At 71.3% G+C, this 17,901-nt stretch carries 13 protein-coding genes; 3 read left to right on the forward strand and 10 right to left on the reverse strand.

All coding sequences use genetic code 11. From position 1 onward, the window contains the following. The first annotated feature begins 23 nt into the window (after positions 1–23). Entirely contained in the window at positions 24–1,442 is a 1,419-nt protein-coding gene (locus ACTWQO_RS26230; protein WP_443239811.1) for a cytochrome P450, read from the forward strand. Between the two features lie 228 nt (positions 1,443–1,670). Here the strand turns inward: ACTWQO_RS26230 and ACTWQO_RS26235 are convergent, their stop codons facing one another. From ACTWQO_RS26235 to ACTWQO_RS26275, 9 genes are read right to left on the reverse strand one after another with little or no spacing between them, the layout of a single operon-like run. After that, entirely contained in the window at positions 1,671–4,301 is a 2,631-nt protein-coding gene (locus ACTWQO_RS26235) for an ATP/GTP-binding protein (protein ID WP_443239812.1), read from the reverse strand. Beyond that, positions 4,277–4,918 (reverse strand): hypothetical protein, encoded by a 642-nt coding sequence (locus ACTWQO_RS26240; RefSeq protein ID WP_443239813.1) that lies wholly within the window; start codon positions 4,916–4,918, stop codon positions 4,277–4,279. The genes ACTWQO_RS26235 and ACTWQO_RS26240 overlap by 25 nt, the downstream gene beginning before the upstream one ends. After that, complete coding sequence (locus ACTWQO_RS26245) at positions 4,915–6,030, reverse strand: C40 family peptidase (protein ID WP_443239814.1); 1,116 nt, start codon at positions 6,028–6,030, stop codon at positions 4,915–4,917. The genes ACTWQO_RS26240 and ACTWQO_RS26245 overlap by 4 nt, the downstream gene beginning before the upstream one ends. 35 nt (positions 6,031–6,065) lie before the next feature. Continuing rightward, positions 6,066–8,807, reverse strand: coding sequence for a hypothetical protein (locus ACTWQO_RS26250; protein ID WP_443239815.1), 2,742 nt, complete (start codon positions 8,805–8,807; stop codon positions 6,066–6,068). Beyond that, positions 8,808–9,182, reverse strand: coding sequence for a hypothetical protein (locus ACTWQO_RS26255; RefSeq protein WP_443239816.1), 375 nt, complete (start codon positions 9,180–9,182; stop codon positions 8,808–8,810). Beyond that, on the reverse strand, positions 9,179–11,857 hold the full coding sequence (locus ACTWQO_RS26260) for an ATP-binding protein (RefSeq protein WP_443239817.1): 2,679 nt from the start codon (positions 11,855–11,857) through the stop codon (positions 9,179–9,181). The genes ACTWQO_RS26255 and ACTWQO_RS26260 overlap by 4 nt, the downstream gene beginning before the upstream one ends. Beyond that, positions 11,854–12,393 carry a hypothetical protein gene (locus ACTWQO_RS26265; protein ID WP_443239828.1) on the reverse strand — a complete coding sequence of 180 codons (540 nt, stop codon included), beginning with the start codon at positions 12,391–12,393 and terminating at the stop codon, positions 11,854–11,856. Before ACTWQO_RS26265 ends, ACTWQO_RS26260 begins: the two co-directional genes overlap by 4 nt. Positions 12,394–12,416: 23 nt before the next feature. Next, a complete protein-coding gene (locus ACTWQO_RS26270; RefSeq protein WP_443239818.1) occupies positions 12,417–12,749 on the reverse strand; it encodes a hypothetical protein in 333 nt (110 codons plus the stop codon). Continuing rightward, a complete protein-coding gene (locus tag ACTWQO_RS26275) occupies positions 12,746–13,678 on the reverse strand; it encodes a conjugal transfer protein (protein ID WP_443239819.1) in 933 nt (310 codons plus the stop codon). The genes ACTWQO_RS26270 and ACTWQO_RS26275 overlap by 4 nt, the downstream gene beginning before the upstream one ends. A gap of 795 nt (positions 13,679–14,473) precedes the next feature. Here ACTWQO_RS26275 and ACTWQO_RS26280 point away from each other — a divergent pair. Together ACTWQO_RS26280 and ACTWQO_RS26285 are read left to right on the forward strand one after the other, a co-directional pair. Then, complete coding sequence (locus ACTWQO_RS26280; protein ID WP_443239820.1) at positions 14,474–15,904, forward strand: hypothetical protein; 1,431 nt, start codon at positions 14,474–14,476, stop codon at positions 15,902–15,904. Continuing rightward, positions 15,901–17,346 carry a hypothetical protein gene (locus ACTWQO_RS26285; RefSeq protein ID WP_443239821.1) on the forward strand — a complete coding sequence of 482 codons (1,446 nt, stop codon included), beginning with the start codon at positions 15,901–15,903 and terminating at the stop codon, positions 17,344–17,346. The genes ACTWQO_RS26280 and ACTWQO_RS26285 overlap by 4 nt, the downstream gene beginning before the upstream one ends. A gap of 189 nt (positions 17,347–17,535) precedes the next feature. Here the strand turns inward: ACTWQO_RS26285 and ACTWQO_RS26290 are convergent, their stop codons facing one another. After that, positions 17,536–17,739 (reverse strand): cold-shock protein, encoded by a 204-nt coding sequence (locus ACTWQO_RS26290; protein ID WP_093496951.1) that lies wholly within the window; start codon positions 17,737–17,739, stop codon positions 17,536–17,538. Between the last annotated feature and the right edge of the window lie 162 nt (positions 17,740–17,901).

Genomic DNA, 17,901 nt, shown 5'->3' on the forward strand with positions numbered 1-17,901 from the left:
CCCACAAGGAGTGACAACGCCCGATGAGCGCCCCCACCGCGTCGACCACCCCCACCCCCACAGCGCCCGGCGGATGGCCGCTGATCGGCCACGCCCACCGGCTCGCGCGCGACCCCTTGCCGTTCATCACCTCCCTGCGCGAGCACGGCAGCGTCGTACGCATAGGCATCGGCCCCACGCCGGCCTACGTCGTCACCGATCCCGCGCTGACCCGCCGCGTGCTGGTGACCGACGCCGCGGATTTCTCCAAGGGCGGCAAGATCATCGACGCGTTGCGCGTCTTCTTCGGCGACGGACTCGCCACCGTCGCGGACGGCGATACTCATCTGCGCAACCGGCGCCTGATGCAGCCCATGTTCAACAAGGCACACATCGCCACCCGCGGCGACGCCATGATCGACCAGGTCCGCGAGATGGTCGGTCGCTGGCGGGAGAACGAACCGCGCGACGTGTACGCGGACATGAACGACATCACGCTCGCCGCGTTCCTTGTCGCGCTGTTCGGCACGGACCTGCCGGCGCATCTGCAGGGCGAGTTCACCGCTTTGATGCCCGCCATCATGAAGGGAACGATTCGGCAGACCATCCTTCCACCGTGGGTGACCCGGCTACCGCTGCCCGCCAACCGCGCCCACGCCGACCGCGTAGCGCGCCTTCGCGCCCTCATCGACCAGGCCATCGACCACCACGCCAGCAGTGGGCGCAGCGCGGCAGCCGAGGTCCCCGCCGACGCCGAGGGATGCCCGCACGCGCCGGCTGCCGCCGCCGAGCGGGTCGGGCTGTTCGACACCTTGCTCAGCGCCGAGGCCCAGCTCGGCCGACAGCAGCTGCAGGACGAGGCAATCACCCTGCTGACCGGCGCGATCGAAACCACCGGCACCACCCTCGCTTGGACGCTGTACGAGCTCACCCAGCACCCCGACGTCGAGCAGCGGCTGCGCGCCGAACTCGACGCGGTCTGCCACGATCGGCCCCTGCGCCACGAGGACCTGGACCAACTGCCCTACGCGCGCCAAGTGCTGCAGGAAGCCGTTCGCAAATACGGGCCCGCCTGGATGGTCACCCGCACCGCGACCCGCGACATCGTCCTCGGCGGCCACCGCGTGCCCAAGGGCGCCGATGTCGTCTGGAGTCCCTATCTCCACCAGCACGACCCGGACTACTTCCCCAACCCCCACCACTTCGACCCAGACCGCTGGAACGCCGAGCGAGCCCCGACAACGCGAGGCGCGTTCCTCGCCTTCGGAGACGGACGGCGCAAGTGCATCGGCGAGAACTTTGCCTGGACCGAGCTCCAGATCATCCTGGCCGCTGTCCTGCAGACCTGGCCGACCATCGAGCTCACCTCGCGAACTCCGCGCGCCCAGGCCGTGGTCACCGTCAAGCCCGACACGATGGCCATGGCATACAGCAGGGTGAAGCAGGCAGCGCCCTCCGCCTGACCGCGGATCTCCCTCCGGCTCCCAGAACCCGGAGCCGGATGACCTACACCGTCACTCGATGCCCCTACAGATCGGCTTTTGGGCACGGCTCACCGCCGGTCGGCGGCACCCCACACGCTTCTGGTTCTCGCCCGTCCCCTCCGAGGCCGTCGAGGACGACGGCACCCAGGGATACCTCACGGGCAAGGACAGCCACGAGCGGACAGCGTGGCTCGACGGCGGTGGAGATCACTGGTATCCCTCCGTGTGCTTGCTCAGTCGTACGTCCGCTGTGGCGGCGGGAGCGTGGTGGGCGAGGAAAGCGCTGACACGGCCCTGCTGGGCGGCAGCGGTGGCGGTGAGCTCGTCGAGCGGCACCGCCCCGGCGGTGGTGCGGGCGGCGCGCTCCAGGGTGGCGACGTTGCCGGGGCGGGCGTAGTCGGCGAACACCTCGTCCAGGTGCGGACCGGTGATCCGGACGGGTCCGACACGGCGCCCGTCGACGGTGAGCGTGATGTAGTGCTCGAACCGGTCGAGTGCGGCGACCTCGTCCGTGCTCGGCTTGTCCCCCCACTCCGCGGTGATCGGAGCGATCGCGGTCTTGGAACCGGCCGTGGACGCCAGCGTGGACGCGTTCTGTGTCAGGGACATCCGCACCGGGGCCGGCAGGCGGCCCAGCAGCTGGGTCATCCCGTGCACGGTGACCCTGTACTTGCGGAAGTCTTCGAACATCGACGCGATGGTTTCCGGGGCCGCGCCGGTCAGGGTGATCAGCTCGTCGAAGTACAGCCGGAACAGCCGCCGTTGGGCCTCGGGCGTGTCCCGGCGCGAGCGCACCGCCCGCAGCAGGTCCCGCGCGATGAGCGCGGTCAGCAGCCGGTCGGTGGGGCCGTTGCCGGCCGGACACACCCACACGACCAGCCCGTTGTCCATGGCGGCCCGGCTGTTGTACACGCCGACCGGCTGACCGAGGAAGGCACGGGTGACCGGGTTGGCGGCCAGCCGCGCCATGGGGTTGAGGACGACGGCGAACGCGTCCGGGGGGAAGGTCGGAAACACCGTCCGCCACCACGCCCGTGTCTCCTCGTCCAGCCGGTCCGCCACGGCGGCCAGCGCCGCAGCCCGGAAGCTGGGGTCGGAGATCAGGGACCGCACTTGGAAGAGGGTGGTCTGGTCTTCGCGGCGGCCGGCCTGGCAGGCGGCCTGGTTGATGGCGACCAGCACGGCCAGGCAGGAGGTGAGGATGGTCAGTGCGCGGGGAGCGGTGGCGTCGTCCCAGCCGAGGATGGTGGCGAAGGCGTCGGTGACCGCCTCGACGACGTCGTGCGGAGTGGGCCCGTGGTGCAGGGCGATCGGATTCCACGAGCTCAGCATCGGTGAGGGCCCGGCTGTGTTGAGGTCGATCAGCGCGATCTTCTGCATCAGGTGGTCGTGGGCGAGGAACGTCGCGGCGCGGGGCCAGGAGTCGCGGTGCGGGTCGAGGAACATCAGCCCGCCGCCGGCGTGTGCCCACCCGATCGCCTGCGCCAGAGCGCGTTCCGTCTTGCCGCCGCCGGCCTTGCCCACCGCGCACTCGAACAGCGTCTCGGCGGTGTAGGTGGCGACCAGACGCCTGCGTCCGTCGGGTGCACGGTAGATGCCCTGCAGCAGCAGTTCAGGATTGCCGAACTCGAAGGTCGGCAGATCACCGGCGAGCAGCGGCAGCCGGCAGTGGGCGGTCGGCGGCTTGAGCAAGCCGGTGAGTTCCTCCAGCCGCACCCAGTTCGCGCGGGGTGGCTGGCACTGTCCCAAGTCCCAGCGGCGTTCGAAGCTGCGCCGGGTGGGCCAGTGATCGGCGCCGAACCGCCACGGTCCCAGCCGCCAGCCGCGCATGGCCCACCGCGAGTGGCCGCCGAACACATCGAACCCTGCTTGGAGTTGGGCGAGGCGGGCCTGGGCGCGGCCTTCGACGTTGGACGCGCACATCACGAGCAGCTGTACGCGAACGAGGTGGTCGTCCTCGGCGAGCTTGCCGAGGGCCTCGGACCGGTCCACCCGGCGCGGCACCGGGGGCATCACCAGCCGCCGCCCGGCTGATTGATCCTTGCCGGTGAGTAGCGCCTGCAGGTTCCAGGCCAGCGAGTCCTCGATCCCGGTGGCGTCCTGGCGCACCCAGCGCGCCGCGCGCTGGGTCTCCCGGCGCTCCTGGCGGCGGGCGGTACTCATGAGCTGCAGACGGCGGGCGCGCAGCGCCCACTTGGGGGCGCGCTGGAGGTCGAGGCGGATCTCGGCGAGGTCGCCCAGTTCGGCGCGCAGGTCGGACACGGCGTCGATCAGGGGCTGCAGCGGGTCGGGCTCCAGTGGCACCTCCCGCAGGGGAGAGGTGAGCTTGCCGCGCAGGATGAACTCCGCCCGCACCACGTGATCGCGGGGCTTGTCCACGATCCGACGGGAACGCTCGACGGTGACGTTCGGCCCGAACGGGGTGATGGACAGCAGCCGTTCGCCACCCGCGGGGCCTTCGACGCGGTAGCGCAGCGGCGCGGTGCCGTCCGCGCGCAGCCTGATCTGCACCGTCTTCGACCGGCGCGGCGCCCACCACGGCATGCTCGTCGAGGCCCGCGCCAGCTGCACCCCGCGGCGGAAGATCTCCTCCAGGCCCGGGTCGAAGTGCCGGGTGGGGGTGAGCTCCAGGGCCATCCGCTCGGCAAGGGCCCGCTCCGCCAGGCGCCGCATCACTATCTCGCCCACACCCCAGGAAACGGCGATGGTGAGGGCGATCAGGTACCAGTGGTTGTAGAGCCAGCCGATGGCCTCGACGAGCCCGGTGATCAGGCCGAATACCTGGCCCGTGGCCCGGTCAGGGGCCTGCTCCGTCAGATACGAGGCTGCGGAGTCCACGTCGGCTCCCCCTTCCGTATGGTGCGGGTGAAGAACAGATCGGTGATGCGGCCGTCGGTGTAGGTGCCGCCGCGGTCGGCACCCGCCCACACCAGGTGCACGACCGCCGTGTCAGGGCTGCCGTCGCGGCGGGCGATCGCGGCCTGGATGCGGAAGCGGGCCGTGGCGAAGGCCGGAGCGAGTGCCCGCCCGGAGTCGCGGAAGACGCCGGGCCACTGGGCGCGCCCGATCCCGGTGGCGTCCGCGCGCAGCAGGTCCCGCCCGGCCGCGAGCAGGTGCCGTTCGTCCTCGGTGGCCAGGTCGGCGGGCCACGCGGCCTCCAGGGCCTGCTGGATGGCCCGATCGCCAGCCGCGCCCTCGCCGTGCGGCGGCAGCGCCGACACGATGGCCGACGCCGTCGCCGTGGCTGCCGCCGTGGACGCGTCCACGGCGTCGAGCGAAGAGTGCTCGCTGAGGGAAGGCGATGACGGCCGGGCTGCCGAGGCGGCCGCGGGCGGCGACGACGAAGCGGATGAGCTGGGCTTGTGCGGCGGGGCCAGCAGGAACACCCCAGCCACCGCCAAGACCAGGGTGGTGGCCAGCAGCAGGCGCGGCGAGCGCGGCGGGGACGTTGTCACAGCAGCCGTGCCCCTCCCGCGAAACCAGACATGGCATTGACCGCGTCCAGTCGTACGACGGTGCCCGGGCGGGCTGCGTTGATCATCTGGCCGCTGCCGGCGTAGATCCCGACGTGATAGATCGTTGAGTCCCGGCCCGGGGCGTAGGCGTAGAAGACGAGGTCCCCGGCCTTGAGCGCACCGGTGCCGAGACTCGCGGGCACTCGCTGGCCGACACTGGCCTGGGCGGCCGCTGTGCGCGGGAGTTGGATGCCGACCTTGGCGTACGCGTACAGGGTCAGCCCCGAGCAGTCGAAACCCTCTGTGTTCGCGCCGCTCTTGCCGCTGGGGGAGCAGCAGATGCCGGTCGACTTGCCGTTCGCGTTGCCGCCGCCCCAGGAGTAGGGCACACCGCGCTGGGAGAGCGCCGCCTCGATAACGGTGCGGACCTTCCCCGTGACGTTGCTCAGGTCCGGGTCTTTGGCGGGCGCTGTGTACTGGTTGATCCAGCCCAGCACGTTCGAGACGTACTCGGTGGAGCGGTTGTACTGGAGGATCGCCGCCTTGAGCTGGTCACGCTTGGCCAAGTCGCGGCCGTTGCCGCACAGGTAGATCGCGGCGCCGAGGGCGGCGTCGTCGGCGTTGTGCGGGTCGGCGGTCTTGTTGCCGCCGGCGTCCGCATCGACGCGTTCCCAGGTGGAGGGCAGGAACTGGAAGGGGCCCACAGCCCGCTCGCCTCGAGAGGAGCCGTCCCATTTGCCGCCGTCGGTGTCCGGGAAAACGGTCGTGTTGCCGCCGGCGCCGGACCCGTTGAGGAGCACCCCGTAGATCTTCGGGCGGATGTCTCCGCCTGCGGCGATGGTGCGGCCGATGGCGTGTTTGGACTCGGCCTTGGCGATCCCGGCGAGGATCGGCCAGCGCATGCCCTGGCACTTCGGCACGTGCTTGCCGACCTGCTGGACCGCCTTCTCGTAGGCGGTGAGCATGCGCGGTGGGATGTCCGCCGCCGTGCCGCCCTCGGCGATCCCGCCATCGCCGGTGCCTGCACCCACCTTCAGTGCGACGTACGCGCTGATCGCGTCCCCTGCCGGCACGGCGCAGCACACGGCGGCGAACATCAGCAGCGCGACCACGCATACCCACCGCCCCATGCGACGGCCCGGCGGCCTCACTCGTCGTCACCGTCCTCGGAGCGCCACCGTTCGCGCATCTCGCCCAACGCCTCGGCTTGCCGCATCCGCTCCTGGTTGCTGATGCCGGCGGAACCGTCTGCGTCACTGCCGCCGGTGAGGCGAGGCGGGCCGGCAGGCGGCGTGGCCGCCGTGCGCTGGGTGCGTGACGACGGTGCGCTGGGCCGCGCGGAGGCCGATCCGCCTCCTGCGGTGCGAGGGGAGGCATCCGGCCGGTGAGCAGACGCCGCCGGGGCGGCGGTCGTCGGCGATGTCCTGGTGGACAGGCGGCGGCTGGTGAAGGGGCCGGGCCCGCCGCTGTCATCGTTCTCCCGCACAACCCGGGCCACATGACGCCGTGTGTCACCCCACGCCCGGCCGTCCTCGCGGACGGTGTTGCTCCACACTCGCACTTGCTGGCGGGCGTCCTGGGCATAGCGCGAGCCTCCTGACCGGGCCCGGCGGACGTTGGCCGGCAGGCCGACTGTCGCCCCGTAGGCGGTCCGGCCGCCTCGGTTCAGGATGCGGTAGCCGCGGAAGCGGACCAGCCGGTTGTGGGCGCGGGTCGACAGCAGGGTGCGGTCGGTGTCCTGGTCGTGCAGCACTTGGCCGGTGTTGCGGTCGACGACCTGGCCCTGCTCGTTGCGGTAGCGGTCGGGCGGACCTCCAGGCCGGCGTGGCCCCGCACCGCCGGGACCACCGTTGCCGCCGTCCGGCGGGCCGCCCGTGTTCGGGTCCCCGCCGGCGGTGGCCTTTTGCCACTTGGCCAGCTGCTCTCTGTCCGGGCGACGGCCGATCAGCAGCCAGTGCGCGCCCTTGGCGCCGAGCCGTGCGCCCAGCCCGCCCACGGCCGCCGCCGCGGTGAGCGGAGCCAGACCGCGCCCGGCTTCGGCGGTGGCATCGGCGAGGATGCCGCCGGTGTCCACCGGCATGCCCGCGCCGTCGACCAGCGAGGCGAGGGCGCCCATCAGCCGCTGGCGGGTGCCGAGCATCCCGTACCGGCCGCCTCCACCTCCGGTGAAGGCGCGCAGCCCGCCGCCGTAACCGCCCATCGCGGCGGGGGAGTTCATGGCGAGCGCGGCGCCGAGCTCGGAGGTGTCGCCGGGCAGGTGGGTGCCGCCGACCTTGGCGTAGCGCATCCGCATCGCCATGCGCTGGCCGAACGAGGTGATGCCGGTCAGCAGGCGGCGGTGGCCCGCCGCGCCCGCGATGGCGAGCACGTCGATCAGCAGGATCCGCTCGACCATCAGGTCCGGGCCATCGGTGATCACGGCGTCGATGGCGATGCCGAAGAACGGAATGAACGCGCAGATGCCGAGCATGGCGAGGATCGCGATGCCCCAGATCGACAGCCACTTCCACACCGACTGCCGTGGAGGTCCGGGCAGCATGGCGGCGACGAACGTCACGCCGCCGGCGGCCGCGGCCGCGGCGCAGATGCCCTGGGTGCCGAGCAGGACGATCGCGGACGACAGCAGCATGCCGCAGACGAACAGCGCGGCGATCAGCATCAGCAAGGCGCCGCCGACCCGCCACCAGGTGGGCTGCTTGGCGTACGCGGCGCAGGCCTTGCCGACGTCGCCGGACTCTCTCAAATCGCTGAGAAACGCCTCGAACTCGCGGTCCTCCTCGCTGACCACGGCGTTTGCCGAGTCCAACAGCTCGCCACCGGGGGTGAGTTCGGGCAGACCGTCCTCAGCGCCTTGGTCGCCGCGCTCGCAGTACGCCTTGAGCGGCCCCTTGATCAGGTTGCAGGGATCCTCGTTCTCCTCTTCGTCGGTGTCGCGTTCGCATACCTGTCTGGCCTGCCCGTCGAGCAGGCGGCAGTTGTCTTTCTCGTCCTCCTCGCTGTCGCCGCTGTCCTTGGTGGCCAGGTAGCCGCCGGTGACCCACTTCAGGTGGACGGCGTAGGCCTGGCGATCGGACTTCTTGGCCGGGTCGAGAATGCGCCCGTACTGGAGCAGCATGTAGGGCTTGACGATCATCGCGTTGGTGACCGAGTCCTGGAGCGGGCGGGCCACGTCTTGCGCCGACACGGGCTTCGCGGCCTCAAGCTCCTCGCACTTGATCTCCTGCCTGCCGGCCATGCCGTCGCACGGACTCAGGGTGGCGAGCTTGCCGCCCCAGTCGTAGGAGTTGACGCTCTCCTGGGCGACCTCGGCGGCCACCTGCTGGGTCTGTCCCAGCGGTCCGTTCTGGGTGAGCAGGTAGTCGGGGCGGACGAAGGTGGACGCGGCGAACGCCGCGATGAGCAGGGTCAGGAAGATCTCGCCGAGACCGCGGCCAACCCGGCCGCGCACGATCATGAAGCCGGCGAAGACGAACGCCCAGGCCAGCAGCAGCCCCTTGAGACCGAGAGCGTCGACGACCACGGTGTTGTAGGCGTCGGCGACCTTCTGCGCCGGAGCGGTGAGGATTTTCAGCAGCGGGAACCGGAAGGCGACCTCGATGGACCACCCGGCCAGTCCGACCAGGAGCCGGATGAGGGTGAACAGGCCGGACAGGGCGAAGGCGAGGGACTGCGTCTTGAAGCTGACGATGGAGCCGCCCTGGGCGTTCAGCTCGTAGCCGTTGATCGGCACCCCCTCGGATGAGGTGATGTTCAGCGGCGCGAGGAGGTCACCGGTCTCGCTGCTGCTGCTTGCCGCGTACACGACCTGGCTGTTGACCAGGAGGAAGACGCCGGTGAGCAGGACGACGACACCGGCCGAGCGGAACGTGCCGCGGTCTGGGCGCCACACTTAGTGCCGCCCGTGTCCGGTGCCCCGGCGCCGCCACACGACGACGGCCGCCAGTCCTGCCGCGGGCGGAATCAGCATCCATGCCGCGCTCGCGTCGTCGCGGGGTGCCTCGTGTGCGGAGGACGTGGTGGGGCTGGTGCCGCGCTCGCAGTACTCCTTGGCCGGACCCTTGATCAGATCGCACGGATCCTGGCGCGCGGATGCGGAATGGGACTCGGCGGCGAAGGCCTGTCCGGTGCGCGGCCACCACGCCTGCGGCACGCCCGCCCCCAACGCCAGGGCGAGCAGGACGGCCGGGAGGACGATCACGATCAGGGCGCCCGCCACGGCGGCGATGCGCCGGGAGCGGGATGAGGAGAAAGAAGACGCGGTCATGAGACGTGCTCCCTCGGTCGGCCCGTGTCGGGATCGCTCGGGGCGTGCGCCGTGCTCGCACTCACGCGGCGGCCCGGTGTGGTGGCGATCGAGGCGGTGATGCGCTCGATGCGGGGGATGACGACCTTGATCCGGCCGGTGTTCTGCCGCGGGCAGGCCAGCAGGAACTCCCCTTCGCGGCCGCGCTGCCCGACAGGGGACAGGCCGTTGGCCACCAGCCGCAGCAGCTCGGGGTCGCCTGGGTCGAGGCCGACGAACTCCAGGCCGCGGCGGGCGCGTTCACGGTCGGTGGTGCGGGCAAGGGCGCGGTAGGCCATCAGGCCGCGGTCGGGGCCGAGTTCTTCGGCGTCGTGGGAGGCGGCGAGCAGGCCGGCGCCGTGCTTGCGGCCGTCGTGGAGGATCTCGTGGACCAGGGCGGTGCCCTCGGCCGACGAGGTGAGCCAGTACAGCTCGTCCGCGACCACCGCGGTGAACCGCTCGGGGTCCTCGAACGCGGTCTGCCGGGCGAGCGCCGCGATCAGGTAGAGCACGGCGCGCCCGATCAGGGCCTCCAGCGGCTGCTGGTGCAGGACCTCCGGATTGGCGAATGCCGCCTTGGGCGGCAGCTTCAGACCCGCGGTCGTGATCACGATCATGTCGGAGGTGCTGGAGGCGTCCAGCCGCACCGGGGGCAGGGCGGGGTCGAACACCATCGCCGCCAGGGAGTTGGTAGCGACAACGCGGACAAGGCCGGCGAGGGCGGAGGCCGCGTCCTGCCGCTTGCCCACCTCGGTCTGGGCCATCTCCTCCAGAACGTCCAGCACCCGGCGCATGGACGGCTGCGCGCTGGCGGCGGCCTTCTCAACGGCGTGGTGCAGGACCTCGCCGTTGGTGCTCATCGGGCCGATGCCGAGCTGCAGGGTCAGGTAGGACAAGGCGTAGTGGCGGCCCTCTGGCCCGTCGAACATGCGCAGCGGGTCGATGGACACCTCGGCCTGCGCGGCGTCGATGATCTGGACACGGCCCTTCGCAGCGGTACGGGCGAAGGTCGCCCACTCGCGCACGGGGGTGCGGTCGATGCAGATCGCGCAGCCGCCGCGCGCCCACACCGCCTCCGCGATCAGCTTCTGCAGGACGCTCTTCCCGGCCCCCAGATCACCGACGATGCCCAGGGAGGCGCTGGCGTCGTGCTTCGGCGCGTCCGCGACGTTGATCATGACGGGGCGGGTGGTGCCACAGTCCAGGTCGATGCCGAGGAACATGCCGTTGGGGTCACCGACCTCACCGATGGTGAAGGCGCCGCCCAGTGCCCAGTCCTCGGAGACCTGGTGCTGCGTGAACTCCCGCACCACTCCCGGCCGTGTAGTGCCCGGCAGGCCGAGCAGGAACAGCGCCTCCTGCAGGCCGGCCGGGCGCACGGCCCGGTAGTCGGCGCCTGCGAGCAGCGCTGCCAGGGCCCGGGCACGCGCGTCGCAGATCGCGGCGGTCCGTCCCCACACGCTCAGCACGGTCACGGACTGCACCTCGACCTCGACCGACGTGCGCGACAGGCGGGCATCCAGCTCGCCCAGGTCGCGGGCGGCCTCGGTGAGCGAGGCCGGCATCCCGGTCGGCCGGGCGTCGTACTGGTCGGCCTGGTCGACGAGTTCGTTGCGTTTGCGCCGCACCTGCTCCCGCGCCTTCTCCGCAGGCACCAGCGTCAGATCGACGGTGTAGTCGACGGGAAAATCGAGCGTCTCCAACTGCGCGAACAGATCGGCGGCATCCACGCTGACCGCGGGCGGGCACTCAGCCAGCGCCAACTGGGCCTGGTAGCCGGTGCCGGCGTCGGACTCGATCTGCAGCCACCGCCGGCGCAGCGGCGAGGCCGCCTTCACCCGCCACCACGCCTTGCGTCCCGACCGGGTGAGCTGGCCGGGGCTCTTGAGCTCGTCGACGTCGTCGAGGTCCGGGTCGATGCCGCCCTCCTGGAGGCGGGCCTGCCCGAGATCGGCGTAGCTGGGGGAGTGCAGCACCCCCGCGCGCAGCTGTCCGCCGTACAGCTCGCTGCTTTCGGCCTCAGCCAGCAGCGGCTCGTCCATACCGCGGTGCAGCGCGTGCTGGACCACCCATACGATCTCCGCCGGGCGGGCGGGGCGGAACGCGCTGCCGCCGGCGAGCGCGGCCTCCACCCGTGCGGCCTGCTCCTGGTACGCGGTCACTTCGCGCCGCGCCACCGGGTTCTGCCGCATACCCAGCGTCGGGGCGATCTCCGCCCACAGCGCGCCGAACTGGGCCGTCATCTGCAGGCCGGCGCCCTCGGTCTGGAGCGGGACCGCCAGCCACAGGGTGCGGCGGTGCATCTCCTGCCCATCCAGCAGATCCAGCGTGGCCTCGAGGTTCTCCACCCACGGGTGCATCTGGCCCGGCGGTGTATCCGCGGGTTCGATGCCCTCGATCATGCGGAGCGCTACTTCCCCCGGATCGACCCGGGCGCACAGGCCGAACAGCCGCGGCGCTCCGGACAGGGACCGCACCAAGTGTGTGATCTTGGCGAGCTGCTCCTCCCGTACGGCGGCCGGCACATAGGTGCCCTGCACGGTCTCCTCGTGGCGGCCCTGCTCGTCCGGACCCGGGTGCAGCCGGTAGACCGCCCACACGCTGCCGTGCGTCGACCACACCAGATGCCCGGCGATGTGACGGATCGGCACCCTCACCGCGCACCCCCCTGCTCGGCGAGCGCGAGCAGCTGCTGCACGCCCGACACCGGCCGTTCCGGCTGAGCGGCGACGGCCGCCGGGCGATTGCCAGGCCGCGACCGTTCCACCGCCCGGCGCGGCGTACGGTCGGCGGCGGCTCGCGGCCGCTCAGCCGAAGTGATCGGCGCGGCCGGGACGTTGCCCTCGATGACGAAGCCACCAGCCAGCGGGCGGGCGGTGTGATCGCGGGCCGCGCGGCCGCCGATCCGGCCGCCGCGCGGCTGCCAGCACAGCAGCAGCCAGCCCAGGGCGGCCGGGAGCGGGGCGCGTCCCTTGATCTTCGGACGGCGCACCGCCCATATGCCCAGCAGCCAGGCGGCGGGCGGGACCGGCCCCATCCACGACCACCAAGGAATCGTCTTGACCAGCAGGAAGCCGCCGGCGACGGCGAGGAGGATCTGCGCGGGCGTGAACGGACCGAGCGGGATACGCCAGTCGGCGACCTTGCCCAGCACCCACGGGTGGCGGCGGGCCGCGGTGTAGAAGCGGCCCATACGCACCGCTGTAGCGGCGGCGCTCACAGCCAACCTCCGACGCCTGCGGAGTGCTCACGGACCGTCGGCGGCTCACTCGGCACGATGCCGGGATGGGCGGGCGCCGATTTGGACGGGTTCTTGACCTCGTCCTCGAACATGTCGGCGAGGTCGTTGCGCGAGTTGTACAGGCCCAGCGCGAGCACCATCAGAATCAGCGCGCCGATCCCGGCCTTCAGGCTGAACTTCTGGATCATGATGACGACGACGAGCACGAGCAGACCGGCCTGCAGGCCCTTGGTCGCCCAGTTCTCGAACATCGTGATCCAAGAGTCGCCGAGGTCGTCGAGCTTCCCGGCGAGCAGCACACCGGTCATGACCGGGCACCTCCCGCCTGCGCGGTGCCGGACTCCAGAGCAGCGACTTCCCAGCGGCCCGAGCGCGCTTTGAGCGTCAGCTCGTATGCCAGCGGCCACCGCCCCGAACTGTCGCGGGCCTCCACCTGGGCCATCACCCGCACCCGGGTCCCTTCCGCCGGGACAGCTTCGGTGGCCGCCTCCTGGTCGGCGGCAAGGATCTGCTGGATCGTGACCGTCTGGTATGGGGCGGGGGAGACGGGCGGCAGACGCACGCCGGGCGCGAGGTAGCGGTCGATCTCACCGGCTCCCGCCAGATACGCGGCGAGGAACTCCCCGGCCGCGGACGACACCTCGCTGTCCGTCGGGACGGTCACCGTGTACGGCGACGGCGCCTCCTGGGCGCGGGCCGGGCCGGCCACCACCCCGGGGGCGCCGAACACGGTGAATGAGGCGCCGCCTGCGTCGGCGACGACGGGCACCGCGAAGTAGCGGACCGAGCCGTCGGCGTACTGCGCAGCCACCGTCACCGACCACGCCGTGCCGGTCTGCTGCGCACTGCGCACCGCCACGACCGACTCCGGCTCGGGCTGCGCATCCGACAACTCGGGAAGATCAACGTCCGGGGCCATCGACTGTGCAAGGCGGGCCTGCGCAGTGCTCTCGGCGCCTGCGCGGCTGCGCAGCCACGCGTCGAGGAACACCGTGGCGTACCCGGACGGATTGGCCGACACGGTCGTCTTCACGGTGGTCGGCTTCGTCGCGGGGGCGGCACGGACCACGGTCGCGGGCGTGGCCACGGCGACGGCCAGCGCGACGGGGCCGGCCGCGACCGCGGCCCACACGCCCAGGTGGCCCAGGCGGACACGGCGCCGCATCTGCTGCAGCCGAGCCCCCGCAGCGGTCGGAGCAGTAGCGTGCTCCTCCGCTGCCTGCTTGGCAGGAGACATTCCAAACTCCCAGGTCAGAGCAAGTTGTTGCTTCAGACCCGAGGCAACCCCCCGACCCCGACCCGACCACCGACCACGAAGGCCCGACCACGATCACGAAGGGGACACAGACCCGTGGTCGGGGCCATGGTCGCCCCGACCGCAGACCCGACCACGACATTTCGCACCCCCTGCGGAGCCCCCGGTACGCCGGAGCACACGGTGCTCGGGCTGGTCGGCTCCTGCTGCGCAACGTGCGGTGAATACCGCGGGTGAGTAGCCCCCGGACTTCCGCGCCAGGGACTGCGCAGCGGTAGCCGGATGCGCAACCGGCTCCCCGAGGACCTCGAGCGAGGCTGCGCACTCACACGCGCAAGTCGACTGCGCACGATCCGCGGCCCAGCGCGCAACGGCCCGCTCGCGGCTGCGCAGTCGGCAGTGCGCACCGATTGCGCAGCCGGATCAGAGTGGTATCAACTCCCGTAGGCAGATCATGCGGTGGTGCACCGGCTCGGGGCGCCCGCGCTCAGCAGCACGCCTGCTCTGACTCCGAGCGCCCTGCGCCGTGCGCATGGGACGTGGCCGACGGCTGGTCGGGCCCGACCACGCGCCCGACCATGGCAGCCCAGCGCTCATGTTGCCGGATCGTGATTGGTGGTCGGGGGTTGTGGCCGCCGTTCTGGTCGGCGTCGACGGGTGAGCTGCCTGCATGGATCTCACGCACGTTCCCTCAACCGTAGGCAACGGCCGTCTCGCTCACGCGAGCGGTGTGGGAGGCCCTGGCGGCCGTGCACACAGCGCACTTGGGGACGCGCGATGACCGGAGCGCGGATTCGTCGCGGCTCGATGGCCGGGGACCAGTTCACGCAGATCGCCAACGGCCTGTTCCGCGACAACCGCCTCAGTTACAAGGCGAAAGGCATCTTCGGATACATCAGCACCCATCAGGACGGCTGGCAGGTGACCGTTGCCGGCCTGGTCCGCTCCGGACCCGACGGACGGGACGCGGTCCGCACCGGGTTGAAGGAACTGGAGAGCCACGGCTACCTGATCCGCGAACGCCTCCGGCGGACGAACGGCACCCTCGGCGAGATCGTCTACTCCATCACCGACCACCCCACCTTCGTTGACGCCCTGATGGCGGACGCCGCCGCAGCGCTCCACGCGCCGCCGGCGCCCAGGGGCGGCGGGGGCGGTTATGGCAGGGGCATTCGTCGCGGCTCGATGGCCGGAGACCAATTCACGCAGATCGCCAACGGGTTGTTCCGCGACGAGCGCATGTCCTTCAAGTCGAAGGGGCTGTTCGGGCTGATCAGCACCCATCGCGAGGGCTGGCACATGACGGTTGCGGACCTGGCGCGGCGGGGTCGCGAGGGCGTGGACGCGGTGACGACCGGGCTGGAGGAGCTTGAGCGGTACGGCTTCCTGCAGCGGGACCGCGACCGTAATCCCGCTGGCACCCTCGGCTCGGTCACGTACGTCATCACCGACCTGCCTGCCCTGCAAAACTCCAGGTCACAACCAGAGTCGGGAAATCCAGGACTGGATAACCCTACGTTGGCTGACCGCCCTGCAAAGAACACCATCAGTAAGAAGACCAACAAGCAGAAGACCAGGTCCGTCCCTCCGTGCGTCCGCGGCGAGCGCACGGGCGGCTGCCCGGCTGTGCCTGCGCAGCGGACGGTCGCGCCGGCGCGACAGGATCTGGATCCGGGGACCCGGCTGCTGCTGTCGATCGGGTCGGCCCATCCCGAACTGCTGCTGCAGGAGAAGGCCTTGTACGACCAGGGCCGGGTCATGACCGCAATGCTCGACGCCGGCTGGAGCTCCGAGCAGCTGCGCCACGTCATCACCAGCCGCCCGCTGCCGAGCCAGATCCGCACCTCTGTCGACGCGATCGTCGCCGCCCGGCTGCGCTCCGCTCGGCTGTACCCGCCTCCCGTTGCCGACGTCGACGATGTTGCTCCCGGTGAGGCCTTGTGGACGACGCGGCGCTCCGCAACGTCCGCTGCCGCCCGCACGGTCGACCAGGCGCTCACCTACCGGGCGTTCGTCGAATGCGCGGGCTGCGGCCGGCCCGGCACCGCTCCCGGCGAGGACCTCTGCCCGGCCTGCCTCGACTGGCCCCTGTGCCGCACCTGCCCAGGTCCGACTCCCCGTCGCGCGCACCCCGACGGCGACGGCCGCTGCGCCACCTGCCACTCCGCCCTGACCGTGACCGACCTTCTGGAGGCGAGTACTTCATGACGGACACGCTCCACACACCGCGCGCGGCACCCCAGCAGCCTCTGCGTCCCTTCGCCCGCGATCCGCGACGGTGGGAGGAAGAACGATCCCGCGCGCTGCTGACCGGTCACGTCTACGGCGACACCACGTGCACCGGCACGTGCGAGCCCGCGCTCGTGCACGAGCGCACCGGGTGGGGCTGGCTGACCTGGACCGTGCCCGGTGACGGCACCCTGCCCGGCATCCCTCGGCAGATCGGGGTGCTCACCCCGGGCGCGACGTTGCCCCAACGGCTCGCCGTGCGCTGGCTGACCCGGCGCCCCGCCCTGACCGCGACGAGCCCCGCATCCCTACGGTTCTCCGCGGTCCTTGTGGGCGTCATCAGCCTCTTCGCCGCCTTGTTCGCTCTCAGCCGCGGCATCCCCGCCGACCTCGTGCTGCCGGCGATGCTGCTCGCCCCGCTGCTCACCGAGCACCTGCCCGACCGGCTCGACGGCCGGGCCCGCGAGCACGTCCGCAGCGTCGAAGGGGACGAAGCCTGCCAGTACCTCCAGCGGCTCGCCGCCCTGCACACCTACATCGTCCAGGCCGCCGCCGGCAGCGACTGCTACGAACTGCGCCGCTCGGCCGAGATCGGCCAGCACCTGCTGTGGGACGCCGCCGACCTGCTCCAGAACCAGGACACCCGCTCGGCCTCGCCTCGCCTCATCGACCGGGAACGGCTGATGGTCCAGCTCGCCGACCAAGTCGCCCAGACCGTGGAGCGCGCCCGCGCCGAGTCGGCTTCCCGCGAGGCCGGCCAGCCCTGCGGCGGCGAAGGCCCGTTGGGCCCGCTCCCGCCCGGCTTCGAGCCAGCGGCGCGGCCAACACCTTCGCCCGCACCCGACACTTCACCGCTGAAGGGATACCGACCCATGACGCAGCCTCAGCCCGACGACGCAGTCCGCACCACGGACATCTATCTGCTCTTCGCGCACGAGCCGTACTACCCCCGCGATAGCGCCCAGGAGATCAACACCACCGTGGTCGCCGCCGCCTCCCTGCTCCACCCCCAAGTCGCGCAGCCCGACGGCGCACGGATCCACGACCGCCTCACCCAGGGACGCAAGCCGGGCGAGATCATCCCGCTCTCCACCCTCACCCACGAACTGGACGGCGGTGCCAACTGGCCCTACGTCGGCGACTGGGAGAGAGTCACCACCGACCTCGTGCAACTCGTCCGCACGGGGGAGTGCGACGCCCTCAGCCTCGGCCTGCCCGAGATCGCGCGCGCCCTCATCATCGCGGGCCCGAACAACCACGTGCGCACCTACGACGCAGCCGCCGACCAGGTCATCACCTACGGGCCGCAGGAACGCGCCGCCGTCCTGGCCGAAGTCGACATGTTCCTCACCGGCCTCGTCGCCGACCAGGAGTTCTGGCCGGGCGATGGCCTGCTTCCCCCGCTCTTCCGCCAGGCGTAAGACCACCACCAACTGCCTTGCGTTGCGATCGTTCCGGCCGGCGTGGGGCTGGGGGGATCTGTCGAATGACCACGGCGCGCTCGACAATGCACGACGCCCCGCCGTCAGGACCGTACAGGTCTGGATGGCGGGGCGAGACGGGCAAGCCCCGGCCCGTGGGTTCACGGGCCGGGGCTTCTTCGTGCATTGTCAGGCGGGAGTGATGTTCTCCGCCTGTGGGCCCTTTTGGCCCTGCGTGATGTCGAAGTTCACCTTCTGGCCTTCCTGGAGCTCACGGAAGCCCTGGGCGGCGATGTTCGAGTAGTGGGCGAAGACGTCGGGGCCGCCGCCGTCCTGCTCGATGAAGCCGAAGCCCTTTTCCGAGTTGAACCACTTCACAGTGCCTGTAGCCATGTGTCTGTCTCCTTCGAAGGGGACTCGTGTCGGGCCCCGCACCGTGCGGGACCCGGAGGTGATCGCCCTGGTCCGGAGAGGCGTTGCACAGCAAAAACGCCCGTGACTGCGATCACGGGCGAACGGGACTTCGGAACCACGACTGCTGATCATGACGCTACA

This window comes from Streptomyces sp. 4N124, from assembly GCF_052245395.1.
Classification (GTDB): domain Bacteria; phylum Actinomycetota; class Actinomycetes; order Streptomycetales; family Streptomycetaceae; genus Streptomyces.